This is a genomic window from Paenibacillus haidiansis, from assembly GCF_036553665.1.
GTDB lineage: Bacteria > Bacillota > Bacilli > Paenibacillales > Paenibacillaceae > Fontibacillus > Fontibacillus haidiansis.
Map to the genome: position 1 here is coordinate 132,574 of NZ_JAZHPZ010000003.1, position 18,841 is coordinate 151,414.

The following is an 18,841-nucleotide window of genomic DNA, read 5'->3' on the forward strand; positions in this document are numbered from 1 at the left end:
CCCGTCAAAAATATAAGTATTAAACGCTTACATTAGTATTATGACAGTTAAATACCCGAAATTATTGTGTAATCTTGATCATTGTGGTATATATTTTACTTTTTGATATCATTTCGATATTGTCTGGGCGTCATACCGGCCCACTTCTTGAACACTTTAATAAAATAGCTTTGGTCATTAAAATGAAGTCTCGAATAAATGTCGGACAAGCTGAGCGAAGTTAGGGCCAGCAGCTTTTTCGCTTCGTCCACCCGCTTGGATTGAATGTAGTCCGTCAGGGACATGCCCGTTTCCTTCTTGAATAAACGCGACAGGTAGCTTGAATTCATATGAACGAGTCCGGACAATGTTTCCAGCGATAGTTCCCCATAAAGATGATTAAAAATATATCGTTTACAAGTTGACACGGCACCCGAACCGGATACATGATCCTCGATTCCTTCCTTTACCCGGGAAGCAAATTCGATTAGCGCCTGCTTCATCGCTTTGTCAACCTCTTTGGGTTTGTGCATCTCCTCGATCTGCTGTATATAAAGATCACTCATCGTATAGGCGATTTCGGGATGGACTCCGCCATCCATCGCAGCCCTTGTCGCAATGGATATACCGGCAATCGCCAGATTCTTCAAATGACGCAGATGGCTGCGCTTCGAGAGCGTCCCTACCCCTTCTGTCGCGAAGCCGATCGACAACTCTCTGGCCACCTCAACATCGCGGCCCTCTTTGATAAGCTCCATTAACCGCATTTCATAAACCCGGTCATGATGAAGCGAATCGTTGTTCAATCGGTCCGATACCTCAATATCAATCTGATCGCTGATACGGAAAGGCGTTTCCACGGAACCGTTGGCCAGCCTAATCTGCGTAATGTCAAGCCGTTTGCCGTAAACCAAATAATATAGCAGCGCCGCGGCATGCAGCAGCCGCTTCTGCGGAATAATCGTCAAATTGTCATAATACCGCTGTAAAGCAGCCTTATCCGTCCGTTTCATATCTTCGCCTATCCCATTTATAATCTTCTCCGGAACGGAACCGTAGAGCGATGGCCCGGCAATGAAGCTACCCGCATACTCGCTATCTTCCTCCAAACGGACTTCTATATAATTTTCCAGTAAAGAGGTTACGTGAATCAATGGACCATCGACGAATCCTCCCGCCGGCGAAAGCCCTGCCAAATCGCGTTGCCGTTCCGGCCGAAGCGCTTCTGCCCGGTTGAGCGGAGGAAGGGACGATCTTGCCCGCCGCGTCAAAGTAATAAACCGGAATATTATAACAATCGCTCATAATTACGCAAATGTCGGACAGTTTCTCCGGGCTGAAAGGCTTCATTAAATCATGCCTCCATATCAAAAGGGTCGATACAGAAATTACTTTCTACTACCCCAAGATACAAAAATTCCAAGCTGTACGCAAAAAAGTGTCATTGTTAATTAAGCGATAAAAAACAGGACTGAGCATACTCAGCCCTGAACTACCATTTTAAATTTCGCTTTTATTCTTTAATATAGAAGCGAATTACAATATAAGAATTTTTTCTCTCGGAGTTACCTTGAACGCTTTGGCCAGCTCCGTCAGTTCTTGATCCGTAATCTTCTGTTTCATTTCGCGGCCGCCGATCAGATTGTAAACGATCGCTGCTTTTTCAATCGTTTCTACCAAACCGAAGGTCGCATCCATCGTTGCCCCGGTTACAAAAATACCATGATGCGGCCAGACTACTACACGATAATCCTTCATTTTCCCGGCAGTCGCCCGGCCGATCTCATTGCTTCCCGGGACCATCCATGGAATAACCCCTATGCCGTCCGGGAAGACAACCAGGCATTCCGTGCACATTTGCCACAAAGTCTTGGTGAACTTCAATTCATCCAGATCATGAGTAAAGGTCATGGCGATCACATTGGTGGCATGGGTATGCAGTACGATACGATGCGACGGATCCGCCTTCAGACGTTCCATATGGCTCATAAAATGGGACGCCAGTTCACTGGTTGGAACCGCACCGTCGCGCAGTCCCCAAAGAATTTCGACGCTTTCGCCATTATCGCTTACGCGTAGCACGCCTAGATTAGCCTCAGGGTCTTTGATCACATTGCGGAAGTATTTTCCCGAACCCGTCACGATAAAATATTTACCGGCCAGCTCCGTCACCGGAAAAGTAAGCGGGATCGTTCTGAGCGGGTTTTTATTGTTAATGTACTTAACTACCTCGTCTTCATCCAGTAAATAACTGATGTTTCCCCCGTTAAGCTCATCCCAGCCCAACGACCACATATGATGCGTGATTTCGGCCATTTCCTGAATGAACGGTGCTTCAACAGGAGCCTTATAATTTTGCGATCCGATTACCGATGTATTCATGGCTTCTTCTCCCCTTATTTCATGCCATAGTCTCGCGTTATTGCAAATCCTCTTATCTTGCGTATAGTATTTCCTGCTCGTACCTCTTCACTTCGGCCAGCCATTCTTCGCGCACCGGAGTTCCTTGCGAGGCACAGTAATAATCCCATACCGCGCCGAAAGGATATGATTTCAATTCCTCCGTCAGCGCCAGACGGGAAGTAAAATCTCCGTCCAGTTCCAGCTCCTTCAGCTTCGCCACCGGCTCGAGCATGGCCCGGAGCAGCGCTTTGATCGTATTGCGTGTGCCGATAACCCAAGCGGCGATATGGTTGATGCTGCCGTCGAAGAAATCCAGGCCGATATGCGTTCTGGACAAAAGATCGCCTCTTACCAGCTCGCGGGCAATCTCCAGCAATTCATCATCCATAATGACGACATGGTCGCTGTCCCAGCGGACAGGACGACTCACATGCAGCAGTAGTTGATCCACATACATAAGTATCGAAGAAATCTTGTTGGAGATCATTTCCGTCGGATGAAAATGTCCGGCGTCAAGACAAAGCGCCTTCCCTCTGGACATCGCATATCCCATATAAAATTCATGCGATCCGACGACATAGCTTTCGGAGCCGATGCCGAACAATTTGCTTTCCACAGCGTCGATATTATATCGGGTATCGATTTCCTCCCGGAAGACCTCGTCCAGCGACTCTTTCAGCCGTTTGCGCGGGGATAAGCGGTCCACCGGAATATCCTTATATCCGTCCGGAACCCAAAAATTCGTGACGCACGGCTGCCCGAGTTCTTTGCCGAAATGCTCCGCAATGTTTCGTGAAGCTTTGCAGTGACGGATCCAAAAATCGCGGATATCAGGATCGGGGTGGCTTAAGGTGAATCCTTCCTCCGCTTTAGGATGAGAGAAACAAGTCGGGTTAAAATCAAGGCCAAGCCCCTGCTCCTTCGCCCAATCGACCCAGCCTTGGAAATGCTTAGGCTCCAATTCGTCGAGGTCAATGCTTTCATCGGTGTCCGCATAGATGGCGTGCAAATTCACTTTATGCTTGCCGGGGATCAAGGAGAGCGCCTTTTCCAAATCCTGACGAAGCTCATCCGGTGTCCCCGCCCGGCCGGGATAGCATCCCGTTACCGCAATGCCGCCGCTAAGCTCCTTATCTTTGAACAGAAAACCGCGTACATCGTCTCCCTGCCAGCAGTGCAGTGAAATTTTGATTTCCGCGAGCTTCTTCAGCGCCTCGTCCACGTCGATCCCGTGACCGGCGTACATTTCTTTTGCGATATTGTAGCTGTTCAAAATTTTCGTATCCATACGGTAACCCCTCTTTATTGAAGTTGTGAGTTTAGACTCTTCCATCTGGAAATGAGCTCCTGCTTATTTTCGACCGCACCCGGTGCATATGAATGAATATCAAAAGATTCCGCAGCAAGCTTTCTGGCCGCTGTCATGTCCTCAATAAGTCCGCAAGCGATCATTTGCACCATCAGGTTGCCGACCGCCGTAGATTCGGTAGGGCCGGCTTTCACGGTTTTTCCCGTCAAATCCGCGGTCAATTGGCTCAGCAGCGCATTGTTCGCTCCCCCGCCGACGATATGCAGCACTTCGATCTCATTTCCTGTGATTTTCTCAAGCTCTTGCATGCAATCCATGTAAGTCAGCGCCAAGCTGTCAAAAATGCATCTGGCCACTTCACCGAGACTTATAGGAACTGGCTGGCCCGTTTCGCGGCAGAAGCTTTGTATCTCTTCCACCATATTGTCCGGATTCAAAAATCTTGCAGCATTGCACGCTATCAGACTGCGAAATGGCAGCGCTTTCGAAGCCGCCTGCACAAGTTCGGCAAATCCGCAAGCTTCCCCCGATACTCTGCGGATTTCCTGGATCATCCACAACCCCATAATATTTTTCAAAAAACGATAAGTCCTGAAAGCCCCGCGTTCATTCGTGTAATTGCACTCCATCGCCTGTAAAGTGTTCATCGGCTTCGCCAATTCGGCCCCGAGCAAAGACCATGTCCCGCTGCTTAAGTAAGCCCAGGAGTTTTCACCGCTTGCGGGTACGCCGACAACGGCGGATGCCGTATCATGGCTCGGCACTACGATTAGTTCACATTCCGGCAAATCATAAGCTTCCATAAGCTCCGGAAGCAACGGCCCGAACCTGTCCCCAGGTTCGGCCAACTGCACAAATTGGGTTCTGGAAAGTCCCAGCAGCTTCAGAAGGTCGTCATCAAAATCATTCCGTTCCAGATTCAGCATTTGCGTCGTGGAGGCGTTGGTAAATTCGTTGATCTTCTTCCCCGTCAAGCGGAAGTACAAATAATCCGGCACCAGCAGGATGCTTTCCGTTTGCTTTAATTGCCCGGAATCGTGAACAAATAGCTGGTAGAGCGTGTTAAACGACAGTTCCTGAATCCCTGTCCTGCCGTACACCTCGGCCCGGGGCATTCGCAGATGAAAGTTATCCGCGGCCCCGTTTGTCCTGGTATCGCGATACGCGTACACCTCATGAATCCGTTCACCCGTCTGATCCAGCAAGACATAATCGACCGCCCAGGTGTCGATACCGAGCGTACATTCACGGATGCCCTCCCGTTTCGCCTTGGCGAGCCCCGTTAGAATCTCCCGGAATAAATGATCGATGTCCCAGTAATCGTGTCCATCCATCTTGCGGAACCCGTTGGAGAAGCGATGCAGCTCCCTGAGCTTAAGCCGCCCGCCATCCAGCGTTCCATGAATCAGTCTTCCGCTGGAAGCGCCGATATCGACCGCAATATGATTCGCCATCATTTCTTTCCCCTTATAGTAAAGAAATAGTATTATTTTCCTTCATCCTAATTGCTTACTGCTGGTTTTGTCAATGAAATTATGTTTGTTTATATTGTTTTGTTTTTGTTTAAGTAAATTTTCAGAAGTTTTTAAGGACTAAATCAAAACTAAACAAATTCAATTGCACAAACGGCGGTTTCCGCAAAAGGAAAACCGCCGTTTGTTTCATTTATATGTATTTATTCCGAAACTAGTTGCAATCTTTATACCAATGTCACAGTAATTCCAGCATCCTCCAAGGCACCGATCATGCCCGCTTCCAGGCCCGTATCGCTGATAACCGCATCGATTTGCGACAAATCCGCAACCTGGGTGAATGCCTGAACCCCGAATTTGCTGGCGTCCGCCAGCAGGATAATTTGATCGGCAATCCCCATCATTTGCTGCTTTAACCGGGCCTGAAGCTCACCGGACTCGCTGATGCCGCGCTCCAAATGAACGCCTTTGCAAGAGAAGAATAGCTTGTCGACATGAAACGACTCCAGCGATTTCTCCGCGAGCGGCCCGACGAATGAGAGCGAACGCGGGGATAGACGACCGCCGACGGAGATGACCTCGATTTTTTCTTTGGTGCTCAGCTCCGTTGCCACCTTAACCGAATTGGTCAGGACCGTCATCGGCAGATCCGGCATAATCTTCGCCATATACCAGGCGGACGTGCTGGCGTCCAGCAAAATCCGGTCATGGGCGGAAATCAGCTTCACCGCCGCTTCCGCGATGCGTTTCTTTTCCTCCGAACGGATGACCTCCCTTTCGAAATAGGGAACCTCCATTTGGGCTTCCTTTACGCTTACCGCCCCTCCGTGGGATCTCTTCAACCGGCCTTCCTGCTCCAGCCGTCCCAAGTCACGGCGAATCGTCTCATCGGTAACCGAGCAAAGCTCGCTAAGCTCCGTAACCCGCACGCTTCCCCGCTCATTCACAAGCTGAACGATTATCTCGTATCGTTCTGCAACCAGCATGATTCATCCTCTTTTCGAAACGGAATTTATATGAATAGATTATAACTTAAAACGGAAATTTGCTGTACCGCTCTTTAACGTATACAATCAGTTTATAATATCTTAAACTTAAGATGATTTTCCGGGGCGAGGTGAACATGCTGTTTTATTTACTATTGTTTATTATTGTTTTTCTCGACCAGATCACCAAATTGTGGGTTCGATTTAATTTGGCTTTGGGGCAGTCACTGCCCGTCTGGGATGGATTTCAACTGACGCATTATCAAAACACCGGCGCCATGGGGAGCAGCTTTCAAGGATATGGAAGATATTTTATTATTCCGGCTGTTCTTGTCGTCATTAGTATTCTTTACCTCCTAAAGAAGGGGATGCTTGACGGGTTTATCCTCAAGGCCGGAGCGGCATGCTTTGCCGGAGGAGCCATCGGGAATGCAATCGATCGCTTGCTGTTCGGCCGGGTCACGGATTTCCTGGATTTCGGCAGGGGGATTTCCAATTTTGCGGACCATGCCATAAGCCTCGGTTTTCTGTTGATCCTGATTTCCGAGCTGATTCTGAACCCATTGAGAAATAAGAAAAAAACGACATTATGACCATATAAAGTTTCAATATACCAAATGTTGAGGGTTGCCCTCACTCCTTTCCAGCCGATACAATCAGTCAGGAAAGGAGGTGACCCGCGAATGAAATTATTCCGGATATTTGTAGTGTGTATGATTGCCGCTATCGGAATAGGATTGTTCGGCGGAAACTCGCAGGCGGCAGCTCCCGGTACAGTGAAAGCAGGCAGCACGGGCGGCGATGTATGGGATCTGCAATACAGACTGAAAGCGCTCGGTTTCTTTGATCGGCAGCTCACCGGTTATTTCGGGACGCAGACGCAGGGCTCGGTCGAAAGCTTTCAGCAAACTTACGGCCTTCAGGTTGACGGAGTAAGCGGTCCTCAAACCTGGCAAGCCCTAAAAAAATATTCTCTGAATCAGAGTGAAATGGATATTCTGGCAAGGGTCATATATAGTGAAGCAAGAGGAGAACCTTACGAAGGCCAGGTTGCCGTCGGCGCCGTTGTGATGAACCGGCTTAAGTCCGACCAGTTTCCCGATAATATTCATGATATCGTCTTTCAGCCGCGAGCATTTACGGCGGTGGATGACGGGCAATATTGGCTGACGCCGGACAGTACGTCTTATCAGGCCGCACTGGATGCCGTCCGCGGATGGGATCCGACCTACGGTTCGCTCTATTATTTCAACCCGGATACGGCGACCAGCGCCTGGATTTGGACTCGTCCGCAAAAGGTGCAAATCGGAAATCATATATTCGCCGGATAAAAACAAAGACAGGATCGGCATTACGCTGCCGGATTCCTGTCTTTGTTGTTTATCTGGTTTCGGACTCCCGTTTATGGCTTCCGTTTTCATCCGCTTCATTAGCGGGCATCGCTGTAATATCAAGCTGTTCCGGCAGGAAGCCTGTGCGCGGATGCGGGCTTGTGTCCTCGTAGATGGTATCCGGGTCTCCATCCGTTGTATCGGGTTTGCGATCATACGGCATCCTCATTCCCTCCTTGTACGGATAGATTAACCCCCTTTAGACAAAACAATGCAGATTCGGATTATGCCAGCAGTTGTCGAATCGCCTCGCGAAGCGGCGTGACCGGCCGGCCCAACAGCTTCCCGAAATCCTCGCTCTCGACATCCAGTCCGCCTTCGCGAATCCCGCGCTGCATGGCGACCAAACCGGGAACCACGGCTTCGGGCACGCCGGATTCGCTCAGCATTTTGCCATATTCTTCGTCGCTTACGTGTACGACCTGAACCTCACGGTTCATCGCTTCCGCAAAAATCGAGGCCAGCTCGGCTTGCGTAATCGGCTTGCCCGACAATTCATAAATCGTATTGTCATGACCGTCCCCCGCAAGAACCGTCGCCGCCGCTTCGGCATAGTCGCGGCGCCATGCCCAGCCCACCTTGCCCTCGCCGGAGGCAATCGTCCACGGAGCACCGTTCAATACGGCCTGGAAGGTGCCCATTTCATTTTCCAAATACCAATTATTGCGCAGGAAGGAATAAGGAATGCCCGTCTTCTGAATGATTTGCTCCGTCTCGCGGTGATCTTCGGCGATGGGGAAAACGCTGTTCGCGGCATTGGGCGCGCTGGTATACGCGATGAATCCCACCTTGGCCTCCTGCGCGGCTCTTACGGCCGCTCTGTGCTGTTCGACCCGGTTATGCAAATCGCCTGAGGATATGATCAGCAGCCGGTCGATACCGGCGAACGCCTTTACCAAAGAAGCGTAGTCGTGAAAATCCCCGTAACGCACATCGACTCCCAGGCCGTGCAGATGTTCGGCTTTCTTCGGATCGCGCACGCTTACGGCGATATCTGCAGCGGGCACTTTCTTTAACAAGGCTTCAACGACCAATGCGCCGAGTTGTCCGGTGGCTCCGGTTACCAATAGTTTCATGATTCATGCCTCCAAATTCCAAACTTATTTTTATATTGTTTTACAGTATAATATAAATTATGCGAGATTTTTAACAAGTACGATATTTTAATATCGTAGGTATCCTAAAGTATACTGTTGGAGGTTTTACGGCATGGCTATTTCGAGTGATATGATCAAGGATTGCCCCTATTTTACGGTTCAAAAGGTTCTCGCCGGAAAATGGTCTTTGTTGATATTGCATTTTTTGAGCGAAGAGACGCTCCGGTTTAATGAATTGCAACGCAAACTGGACAATTTAACGCACGCCACCTTGGCCAAACAATTGAAAGCATTGGAGAAATCCGGCTTGATCGTCCGGACCGAGTTTGCCCAAATTCCGCCCAAGGTGGAGTATTCATTAAGCGATCTGGGCAGAAAACTGCAACCAAGCTTGGACTCGCTGTTTGAATGGGGGCAGGAATATCTAAAATATTCATCAAGCAAAAATTAATATATTTATTCAAAATCCCCCATGATCATCTGATCCAGGGTGTTGCCGCCGAGCACCATCGGATACACATTCTCCTCCTTCGGGATGACAAATTCGACAAGCACGGGTCCGGGAGTCTCCATGGCTTCTTTCCATACCCGCTCCGCTTCCGCTTTCGTACGAGCTCTTAGCCCCTTGACTCCGTACGCTTCCGCCAGTTTGACAAAGTCGGGGCTGCCCTGCAGATCAATATGGCTGTAGCGCCGTTGATAACTGATTTCCTGCTGCTGCTTAACCATGCCCAGCACTTCGTTGTTCAGGACGACGATTTTAACCGGAATGTTGTGGATCGCCATCATCGCCATCTCCTGGGCGCACATCTGCATGCCTCCGTCCCCATTGACGGATACGACCAGGCGATCCGGGTTTCCGATTTGGGCGCCGATCGCGGAGGGAAGTCCGAATCCCATTGTTCCGAAGCCTCCGGATGTGATCAGGGAACGGGGATGATTAAATTTGTAGAACTGGGCCGCCCACATTTGATGCTGTCCTACATCCGTCGTTATGATTGCTTCACCATTCGTTGTCTCGTGAATCATTTCGATGACGAATTGCGGTTTGAGCTCCGTCCCGGAATCTTTGTACCGCAGCGGATGCTTGCGCTTGTTCGCTTGGGCTTCAAGAACCCAGGCGCTTGACCGGGCGGGCATCGCCTTGGTATTCGCATATTGCAGCACGGCTTTAATATCGCCGACACAGGCGATGTCCGTGTTCACGATTTTACCGATTTCGGCCGGATCGATATCGATATGCGCGATCAGCTTGGCCGCGGGAGCGAATCCGTCCACTTTCATCGTGACCCGGTCGTCGAACCGCGAACCGATCGATATGAGCAAATCCGCTTGTTGAATCGCCATATTTGCCGCATACGTCCCGTGATGGCCGGGCATGCCCAAGCTTAACTCATGCGAGCTTGGAAAACCGCCCAAACCAAGCAATGTGGCTGCTACCGGGATATTCGTTTTCGCAACGAATTCCAGCAGCTCCTTGGAAGCGTCGGCATACACTACGCCGCCTCCGGCAATGATGACCGGCCGCTCCGAGTCGGCAATCGCCTGAAGCAATCGATCGACCGGGTCATGATTAAGCGCCGGGACGGCTTGATATCCGCGAACATGAATATCACCGGGCGGTTGATAGAACATCTTCTGATTCGAGACATCCTTCGGGATATCGATCAGGACCGGGCCTTTTCGCCCGGTATTGGCAATATGAAACGCTTCATGAATAACGCGGGGCAGATCATGCACGTCGCGCAGCAGGTAGTTGTGCTTCGTAATCGGCATGGTCATGCTGCGGATGTCCGCCTCCTGGAACGCGTCCGAACCGAGCAGCGAGGTCGAAACATTGCCCGTAATGACTACAAGCGGGACGGAATCCATGTAGGCGGTGGCTATACCGGTGACCAGATTGGTTGCCCCCGGTCCCGATGTGGCGATCACCACCCCGACCTTTCCCGTCGAGCGGGCATACCCGTCGGCGGCATGCACGGCGCCTTGCTCATGCCGGGCCAGAATATGTTTGAAATCCGGATCTTTAGCCATGGCGTCATAGATATAAAGGACATTTCCCCCGGGGTAGCCGAACACACATTCCGTGCCCTCCAGGAGTAAAGAACGCAAGAGAATTTCCGATCCCGAAATGAATTCCAGCGCTTGCTTACCCTGCATATTTTTTACTTTCGTCTTTTTTTCCATTTTGGTTCCCTCCTTATAAAAATAACCCTTCCATCCCCGGCCGGCAGAACATATCTGCCGCACCAAAGGGACGAAAGGGAATATTTCGCGGTACCACCCCGATTTGCCGGAAATCTCGCGATTTTCGGCCTCATGAGGTAAGGAGGTCCTTCGATCCTTCCACCTTACCTGCAGCACGGTAACGTGTGCCATTCCGTTTGAGCCTACTGGTCCCAAGCCGCTTTAGGGCCTGGCGATTTTCGGTCAAAAGCTCCGAGGCGACACTCTCGCAAAGGAATATGGCGAAGGTTTCAGCAGCTCCTCCGCTCTCTGAACATAAGCGCCTTTGCAATTTAGTCCTCATCATCGCTTGTTCTATAAAATAAACAACCCCTTCCATCCCGGCCGACAGCTGGCAGCTGTCATGACCAAGGGACGAAAGGGGTTCATTTCGCGGTACCACCCTAGTTCGCCGGAAATCTCGCGATTTTCGGCCTCATGCGGTAAGAACCTGCAGGTTCTTACCAGCGGCACGATAACGTGTGCCGGTCCGTTTGAGCCTACTCATCTTCAAGCCATTAAAAGGCCCGCGGTTTTCGGTCAAAAGCTCAGAGGCGACATCTTGCAAAGGATTACGGCGAAGGTCTCAGCATTCCCTCCACTCTCTGATCATAAGCGCCTTTACAATTTAATCCTCATCATTGCCAATTTATGTTAGACATCATATTAACAGAAGCCGAGCGATTTGGCAACACTTATAATTCAACGACCTTCGTGGAGATATTTTCGCAAAATTCCCGGTCATGCTCCACGAAAAGAAGGGTCGGCGCATATTCCAGCAGCAGCTCTTCAATTTGCATCCGGGAGATCACGTCGATGAAATTGAGCGGTTCGTCCCAAATATGCAAGTGGGCTCGGTCGCAGAGGCTTCTGGCGATCAGCACCTTTTTCTTCTGGCCTTCGCTGTAGGCGGAAATATCCTTCTCGAATTGCACTCTGGCGAAATCGAGCTTTCTTAAAATCGCTTTAAACAGGCTCTCGTCAAGATCGTGTTCCCGGGCGAAATCCGTTAAATTTCCCTGCAAATGCGAGGTGCCCTGGGAAACATAAGAGATTTTCAACTGGCTTCCCGGACGGTATTGGCCGGTATACTCGATAGGCTCTCCGCAGATGAGCTTGATGATGCTCGATTTTCCCGAGCCGTTCTTGCCGGAAAGCGCAATCCGTTCCCCCTGGTCAATCGTAAAGCTGATGTCCCGGCAGACCGTTTTGTCGCCGTAAGAAATCGTGATGTTTTCCAGCTCGGCAAGCCGGCTTTTGTGATAAGCAAGCTGGGAAATTTTTAAGTTTTCAAAACTTTCGATGTTTTTCAGTAGCTTCGATTTCTCGTCGATCGCCGAATGCTGCCGCTGCTCGATCGATTTCGAACGCTTCATCATTTTGGCTGCCTTATGGCCGACATATCCTTTATCCAATTTTGAACCCGAGTTCGTCGTCCCGTTTTTCGTTTTTTCGACCGCATCCGACCAGTTGCTCGTCCGCTTGGCGGCATCCGACAGCCGTTTGATATCCTTCCTCAGCTTCTCGTTTTCGGCAAGCTCGTAATTATCCTGCCGTTGTTTGTTTTCCCACCAGTCGGAGAAATTTCCCTTCTGAATGTCGATATTCGTCTTGTTGATGGACAGAATATGATCCACGCAGTTATCGAGAAATGCCCGGTCATGCGACACTAGAATAAAGCCCTTCTTCGTATTGAGATAATCGCTGACCAGCTGTCTGCCTTCCATATCAAGATGGTTGGTCGGTTCGTCGATGAGCAGGAAGCTGTTCTCCTTCAGAAACAACGCGGCGAGCAATACCTTTGTCTGTTCCCCGTTCGACAGCGAGGCGAAGGGCCGGTACAGCACATCCTCCGAAACCTGGAGCCAGGACAGCTCGCGCATCAATTCCCAATGTACATAATCCGGATAAACATCCTCGATGACATTCAGCGTCATATCTTCTTTGTTCTCGACCGGAAAGGGAAAATACTCAAATCCGACATCGGCGGAAATGGTTCCGCCGTATTCGTATTTGCCTAGCAGCAGGTTCATGAATGTGGTCTTCCCCCGTCCGTTTCTTCCCGTAAATCCCAACTTCCAATCGGTATCGATTTGAAAGCTTACGTTCTCGAATATGTTATCGTAGCTGCCTTCATAGGCAAACGTCAAATTCGATACATTAATTAATGACATGAAATTATCCTCCCGCAAAAAAATTTGAGCCGCAAGAAAGTTACCTTCCTTCGGCTCAAATTGAATACAGCCAATCCAATCCCAAATGGGACCAGATCAGGATATTTCGTTTGAGTGAAAAAGAAACAGGTACTTTCTTGCAACCAAAATAAAACTTGCGATCTGTAATCGCATTTGCTGTTTTATTTCTTAGCAAGAAAAATCCATGTTCCTCTTCAGCTCCTTTGTCATTAAAAGTATCTGTATCGTATCATAATCGTTTTCACATTTCAAGGAATATGAACCAGGTAGTCCTATAACGATTCTTTAATAACCCTTTTGTAATATAAAACGGACAACAGGCCGAATATGGAGTACAAAACCGTATAGAGCAGCATGACCAGAATCATGGGGGTCCATAACTCGGTTCCGAACAGGAACCAGCCGGATTTCACGGCGAAATAGCTGTGAACGAGACCGACGATCAAAGGGATGCCGAAATTAAACAGCTGCTTGAACCGGATGCCGCGCAGCAGGTTGCCTTGCGTGAATCCGAGCTTCCGCAAGATAGTGTAGTTAGGCTTCTCCTCTTCCCCTTCGCCCATCTGCTTGAAGTACAGAATACAGCCCGAAGCGACCAGAAAGGCCAGACCAAGGAAGCCGACAATAAACATGATCAGTCCCATACTTCCTTTCTGCCCGGAAATTTCATCCGGTTGGGAAATGTTTCCCGGCTTTTCGTTCAAGCCCATGGCGCCAAACAGCCCGTTGGCTTGCTCCAATTTCGAAGGATCCATGATATCGATCCCGATATATTCAGTGTAAGTGCGCTGCAATTCCGGATCCATATTCTGTTTCAGCCGGTCAAACACCGCCTGATCTACAATCGCCGTCGGCAAACCTAACCCGAAATAGATGGAAATGACGGATTCTTTATTCAGTCCGGTCAAGTGAAGCTTAAGGTTTTCGGATTTGCTTTGAAATTCCACCTCGCCCGATGATTTCATGCCAATAAACTGCTCCATCGCATTACTGGAGCCGGTAAACAGGGTCTCATCCGACGCAAGCTCGACGCCCGGCACGGAATTTTCGCCGATGACGGCAAAGGTCAGCATATCGCCGGCTTCCCCCTCCGGGCTCAGCCCGGTAATATCGGACACGCGGGCATCCGCCTTGACTACGGGTATCCGGATTACTTCATATTCGATTTTATCCTTCTTCAGCGCTTCGGTGAACATGGCGACATCATCTTCCGCAAGTACGGTAAAATGGTTTGGCGAGCTCTGCTCCGCCGTTTTTTCCACGGAATAATAGGAAATATAGCTCAAGGACAGCAAACCGATCGCCAGCGCGGAAACCGTAGTGATGATAGTCAGGAGCAGCGCATTCGATTTCATCCGGAACATGATCGAGGACAGCGACAGCACCTCGCTCACCGACAAATACCCGCCTTTACTCTTGCGGACGATATTGAAGATGAAGCTGACGGAGCCTTTGTAGAATAAATAAGTCCCCAGGATGACCGATCCCAAAATCGCGATCATCGCCATAAACAGCTCGTTCATTCCCATGAAATCGCCGCCGAACAATTTGGTTGACAGCGCGTAACCGAACAGAATCAACGCGATGCCGAGCAGTCCGTAGATCATTTCGGATAGCGGCATTTTGCGGATTTTGTTCTCGGTCGCGGAAATAGCGCGGAACAGGGACAGAATGCTCTGCCTTTTGATGAATGTGAAATTCATCAGCATGATCAGCACATAGATCAGCGCAAACACGATCAAAGTTTGTTTAAGCGCCTGTACGGAAAAGTTCAGGGAAGCCTCGGCCTCCACGTCCAGCACCTTGAACAATATCATCAGCAGCAGGCGCGAGGAAGAAAAGCCGACAACGATGCCGACCAGCATCGACCCGAAATACAGGATAAGGTTCTCGCTGCCGAGAATCCGGAAGATCTTCCCCTTCGTCAATCCGATTAATTGATACAGGCCGATCTCTTTGCCGCGCCGCTTCACGAAAATATTGTTGGCGTATACGAGAAAGACGGCGACGATCGCCAGCAGCAGGACCGAGGCGGCCTTCAGGGCGGCGCCCCCTTTTATGGAACCTTTTAGCTCGTCCATGGCAGGATCATACTGCAGCGTTACAAAAGCAAAATAGAGAGCCACGCTGAAAATAAGCGCAAATACATACAGATAATAGTTTTTGATATTCTTTTTCAAATTCCGGTAGATCAGTTGATTCAGCCTCATCCCTGAACACCGCCCAGCACGCCTTGTGTCTTGATGATATCATTGAAGAACGCCTGTCTCGACTCCTCGCCCTTGTTAAGCTGCGTATAAATCTGCCCGTCCTTGATAAAGACGACCCGCCCGCAGTAGCTTGCCGCCATGGGATCGTGCGTTACCATTACGATCGTGGCGGACAGTTTGCGGTTTAGTTCGCTGAGCTTGTTCAACAAATCCGATGCGGATTTGGAGTCCAGCGCGCCGGTCGGCTCATCGGCAAAAATAATGCTGGGCTCATGAATAAACGCCCGCGCAGCGGAAGTCCGCTGCTTTTGCCCGCCCGATATTTCATTCGGATATTTGTCCTTGATTTCGTAAATGCCGAGTTCCGTCGCCACAAGCTGGAATTTCCGGTCGGCTTCTTTTTTGGACACATGGCGGATCGACAGGGGCAGCAGCACATTTTCTTTCACGGTCAGCGTATCCAACAGGTTATATTCCTGAAAAATAAAGCCGAGGTGGTGCTTGCGGAATTCGGCGAGCTCCTTCTCCTTCAGGCCCGTGAATTCCTTGCCCTCAATTTTGATGCTGCCCAGACTCACTTTGTCGATGGAGGAAAGAACGTTCAGCAGGGTCGTTTTCCCGGAACCGGACGCTCCCATGATACTGACGAACTCCCCTTTGTCCACATTCAAATCGATACCCTTCAGCACTTCCTGCCGGTTGAATTTATTGCCGTAGCTTTTATGGATTTTGCTTGCCTCCAATATTGGCATAAGTTTTCTCACTCCTTGAAGTTCATGCATTCATCTTATATGATCGGAGGCCCGCTTTTCCTGCGAATCGGCGAACAAAGCGCAAAAGCATGTGACAATGTTGTCACATGCCCGAAATGCCCGCAAATTCATTATTTTTGGGAAATGTCAGCGTGAACGCAGTCCCTTGACCCGGAATCGAATCGACAACGATTGAAATCAACAAGGAGTCGGCCGCTTTTTTGGTCAAGTAAAGCCCCATACCGGTAGCCGCGCTGTCTTGATGCTCCCGCGTGGAAGTGAAGCCTTTCTCGAAGATCCGGGGCAGATCCCTGGGATCGATTCCTCGCCCGGAATCCTGGAGGCGAAGTGTCACATGCCCGCCGTTCATTTCACTCGTAATGACGATATCGGAATCATGGCTGTATTTGACCGCGTTGGTCAGAAGCTGCCTTAGAATGAAGCCGAGCCATTTCGCATCCGTCAGCACCTCACCCTCCGCCAAGGAAAGATCAAAGCCGATCCCCCTCTGGATACACCAGGACTGAAGCGCTTTGATCTCCGCGGTTACGACCGGCTCAAGCGCTACCTTTTCGATAAACAGATCGTTCTGAATAAACGGCATGCGCTTGCTGTGCAGCTGCTGGTCCAGAAGCAGATGAATGCGAAGCCATTCATACATCAGCCGCGACTTCAGCTCCCGGTCCTCCAGCCGTTCGATCATGAGCTTCATCGCCGTAAGCGGGGTTTTCACTTCATGGATCCAGGACAACAGATCGTCCTTCTCCTGTTCCAGAGCGACCAGGTGCAACGAGGCTTCCCGTTTGTATAGCTCCGTTTGCAGCGATAGCATGTCCATCGTCAGGGTCTCAAGCGGGCCATTGGGGTGGCTGATCTGGGAGAGATCCAAAGAGCCGTCCCAGGCGGCCAGACTCTTGTAAAACCGGGTTTCTCTCGGGTACCTCACAATTAGGAACAGAACGATGCAGAGGGTCGACAGAAAGACGATGTACAGCACCGGCTTGAACGGGATACTGTTATCGATGGCGGCGATAAACAAAAGCAGCCCCTGCAGAAACACAAGCAGCAAAATCCAGCTCAGCCGCTCCCGGATGTATTTGCCGATCATAACGCAGCCGCCTCATCGGTCGCCATATAGCCCTGCCCCACCTTGGTTTCGATAAACCCGTCCAGCCCAAGCGGCTCCAGCTTCTTGCGAAGCCGGTTCACATTGACGGTCAAGGTGTTGTCGCTGACAAACTGCTCGTTGTCCCACAGGCTGCGGATCAATTCTTCCCTGCTAACGATCGTATTTTTGCGCTCGATCAGCATTTGCAAAATAAACATTTCATTTTTGGTCAGCTCGGCGGAGCGGTTCTCCGCCGTAATCGTATTCTTCACATATTCCACGACCGCGCCGCGCCACGTCCTTAGCGGGGAACGCTCCGTATTGTAATTGTATACCCGCCGCAGGGTGGCCTGGATTTTGGCGATGAGCACCTCGAAATGGAACGGCTTTTGAATGAAATCGTCGGCTCCAAGCTGCATCGACATCACCATGTCGGTCGGATGATCGCGCGAAGACAGGAAGATGATCGGCACATTGGAATGGGAGCGGATTAACCGGCACCAATGAAAGCCGTCAAACTTCGGCAGCCCGATATCGACAAGCACAAGGTCCGGCCCCGCCTCCAAAAATTCCTGCAGGACTTTGCCGAAGTCGGTCACGCCGACTACTTCATAAGTCCACTGCTGCAGCCGATCCTTAATCTCATGAAATAATGTCGCATCGTCTTCGATCAGCATGATTTTGAACATGAAGTCACCCGCATTTTCATAATAACTTTATAGCTTCATGTCCCAGTGTATATTAAAATAACGGTTTGATCCATCCCGCAACCCAAAGAACCGCCGCCTCCGAAAGAGACAGCGGTCAGCAGTATAACGAAAAGCAAACTTCGGTTTATAACGCACCCATCCCGCCGTCCACCCGATATTGGACTCCGGTAATAAATGAACTCTCATCGCTTGCCAGGAACAACACCAAATTAGCGATATCCTTAGCTTCGGCATAGCGTTGGAGCGGAATACTTTTGGCCAACGCTTCCTCAGTCGTATGCAGGCCCGCTTCCAAAGAACGCATCATCCGGGTATTTACCGGCGACGGGTGAATGGAGTTGACCCTTACATTCGAGCCCGCCGACTCGACGGCCGCCGCTTTCGTAAGCCCGACAACCGCATGTTTGGAAGTGATATAAGGCGCAACATTCGGGCTGCCGCTCAAACCCGCCACGGATGAAGTGTTGATGACGCTTCCGGAGCCTTGCTTGGTCATTACGCCGAGAACATATTTCAGCCCCAAAAAAATGCCGCGTACATTCACGCTGATCACTTTATCGAAATCTTCAGGTTTTTGGTCTACCAGAGGTGCTACTTTACCTTCGATCCCCGCGTTGTTGAAAAAGATATCAATTTTTCCGAAGCGTTCCACAGCTTGATTGACATAGTTTTGCACGTCCGTTTCTTTGGAAACGTCCGCTTGAACGACGATTACTTCGCCGTGCGCATCCAGATCGGCTTTCGTTTTATCCAGGGCCTCTTGGGATAAATCGACCAATACCACTTTCGCCCCTTCTCTTAGGAAGGTTTCCGCGGTAACTTTGCCGATTCCTCCCGCACCGCCCGTAATGACCGCAATTTTATCAGTTAATCTTCCCATCTTATTTCCTCCCGGCACTGTGAAAATTTTCTAAATCCAATTGACTTCCGTAATATTTCACTGGAGCATCGGGTTTATACATCTTTTAGTCCGGGAACGTGCTTGGAAACGCGCACCAATCAT

General features: G+C 50.1%; 17 protein-coding genes. 3 read left to right on the top strand and 14 right to left on the bottom strand.

The genetic code is table 11. The annotated features are described in order from the left end of the window. Positions 1–95: 95 nt before the first annotated feature. From V3851_RS07745 to V3851_RS07765, 5 genes are all read right to left on the bottom strand, one after another. Entirely contained in the window at positions 96–1,250 is a 1,155-nt protein-coding gene (locus V3851_RS07745; RefSeq protein WP_331845951.1) for a helix-turn-helix domain-containing protein, read from the bottom strand. Positions 1,251–1,515: 265 nt separating this feature from the next. Next, positions 1,516–2,361 carry a rhamnulose-1-phosphate aldolase gene (rhaD, locus tag V3851_RS07750; RefSeq protein ID WP_331845952.1) on the bottom strand — a complete coding sequence of 282 codons (846 nt, stop codon included), beginning with the start codon at positions 2,359–2,361 and terminating at the stop codon, positions 1,516–1,518. 52 nt (positions 2,362–2,413) lie between these two features. Continuing rightward, positions 2,414–3,670, bottom strand: coding sequence for an L-rhamnose isomerase (rhaA, locus tag V3851_RS07755; protein WP_331845953.1), 1,257 nt, complete (start codon positions 3,668–3,670; stop codon positions 2,414–2,416). Between the two features lie 14 nt (positions 3,671–3,684). Then, on the bottom strand, positions 3,685–5,145 hold the full coding sequence (rhaB, locus tag V3851_RS07760) for a rhamnulokinase (RefSeq protein ID WP_331845954.1): 1,461 nt from the start codon (positions 5,143–5,145) through the stop codon (positions 3,685–3,687). A 245-nt stretch (positions 5,146–5,390) separates the two neighbouring features. Next, a complete protein-coding gene (locus V3851_RS07765) occupies positions 5,391–6,149 on the bottom strand; it encodes a DeoR/GlpR family DNA-binding transcription regulator (RefSeq protein WP_331845955.1) in 759 nt (252 codons plus the stop codon). Positions 6,150–6,286: 137 nt separating this feature from the next. On the opposite strand from V3851_RS07765, the gene lspA reads away from it, so the two are divergent. Together lspA and sleB are read left to right on the top strand one after the other, a co-directional pair. Further along, complete coding sequence (gene lspA / locus V3851_RS07770; RefSeq protein WP_331845956.1) at positions 6,287–6,742, top strand: signal peptidase II; 456 nt, start codon at positions 6,287–6,289, stop codon at positions 6,740–6,742. 120 nt (positions 6,743–6,862) lie between these two features. Then, the gene (sleB, locus tag V3851_RS07775; RefSeq protein WP_414859285.1) at positions 6,863–7,480 is read left to right on the top strand and encodes a spore cortex-lytic enzyme; all 618 of its coding nucleotides are present in this window, start codon (positions 6,863–6,865) and stop codon (positions 7,478–7,480) included. A 49-nt stretch (positions 7,481–7,529) separates the two neighbouring features. Here the strand turns inward: sleB and V3851_RS07780 are convergent, their stop codons facing one another. Next, positions 7,530–7,703, bottom strand: coding sequence for a hypothetical protein (locus V3851_RS07780; protein ID WP_331845958.1), 174 nt, complete (start codon positions 7,701–7,703; stop codon positions 7,530–7,532). A gap of 61 nt (positions 7,704–7,764) precedes the next feature. Further along, positions 7,765–8,616 (bottom strand): SDR family oxidoreductase, encoded by an 852-nt coding sequence (locus V3851_RS07785; protein WP_331845959.1) that lies wholly within the window; start codon positions 8,614–8,616, stop codon positions 7,765–7,767. Positions 8,617–8,749: 133 nt separating this feature from the next. Here V3851_RS07785 and V3851_RS07790 point away from each other — a divergent pair, with 133 nt between their 5' ends. Further along, positions 8,750–9,088: a winged helix-turn-helix transcriptional regulator gene (locus V3851_RS07790; RefSeq protein ID WP_331845960.1), complete on the top strand. Its 339-nt coding sequence runs from the start codon at positions 8,750–8,752 to the stop codon at positions 9,086–9,088. A 5-nt stretch (positions 9,089–9,093) separates the two neighbouring features. Here the strand turns inward: V3851_RS07790 and ilvB are convergent, their stop codons facing one another. The 7 genes from ilvB to V3851_RS07825 form a co-directional block, all read right to left on the bottom strand. Beyond that, positions 9,094–10,824, bottom strand: a complete 1,731-nt coding sequence (gene ilvB, locus V3851_RS07795; RefSeq protein WP_331845961.1) for a biosynthetic-type acetolactate synthase large subunit — start codon at positions 10,822–10,824, stop codon at positions 9,094–9,096. Positions 10,825–11,558: 734 nt separating this feature from the next. Next, positions 11,559–13,037, bottom strand: coding sequence for an Lsa family ABC-F type ribosomal protection protein (locus V3851_RS07800; protein WP_331845962.1), 1,479 nt, complete (start codon positions 13,035–13,037; stop codon positions 11,559–11,561). Positions 13,038–13,330: 293 nt separating this feature from the next. After that, positions 13,331–15,268, bottom strand: coding sequence for an ABC transporter permease (locus V3851_RS07805; RefSeq protein WP_331845963.1), 1,938 nt, complete (start codon positions 15,266–15,268; stop codon positions 13,331–13,333). Beyond that, complete coding sequence (locus tag V3851_RS07810; RefSeq protein WP_331845964.1) at positions 15,265–16,020, bottom strand: ABC transporter ATP-binding protein; 756 nt, start codon at positions 16,018–16,020, stop codon at positions 15,265–15,267. Before V3851_RS07810 ends, V3851_RS07805 begins: the two co-directional genes overlap by 4 nt. A 103-nt stretch (positions 16,021–16,123) precedes the next feature. Continuing rightward, on the bottom strand, positions 16,124–17,128 hold the full coding sequence (locus V3851_RS07815) for a sensor histidine kinase (protein WP_331845965.1): 1,005 nt from the start codon (positions 17,126–17,128) through the stop codon (positions 16,124–16,126). Beyond that, positions 17,125–17,817 (bottom strand): response regulator transcription factor, encoded by a 693-nt coding sequence (locus V3851_RS07820; protein ID WP_331845966.1) that lies wholly within the window; start codon positions 17,815–17,817, stop codon positions 17,125–17,127. The genes V3851_RS07815 and V3851_RS07820 overlap by 4 nt, the downstream gene beginning before the upstream one ends. Positions 17,818–17,962: 145 nt before the next feature. Further along, complete coding sequence (locus V3851_RS07825) at positions 17,963–18,718, bottom strand: SDR family NAD(P)-dependent oxidoreductase (protein ID WP_331845967.1); 756 nt, start codon at positions 18,716–18,718, stop codon at positions 17,963–17,965. Positions 18,719–18,841 lie beyond the last annotated feature (123 nt).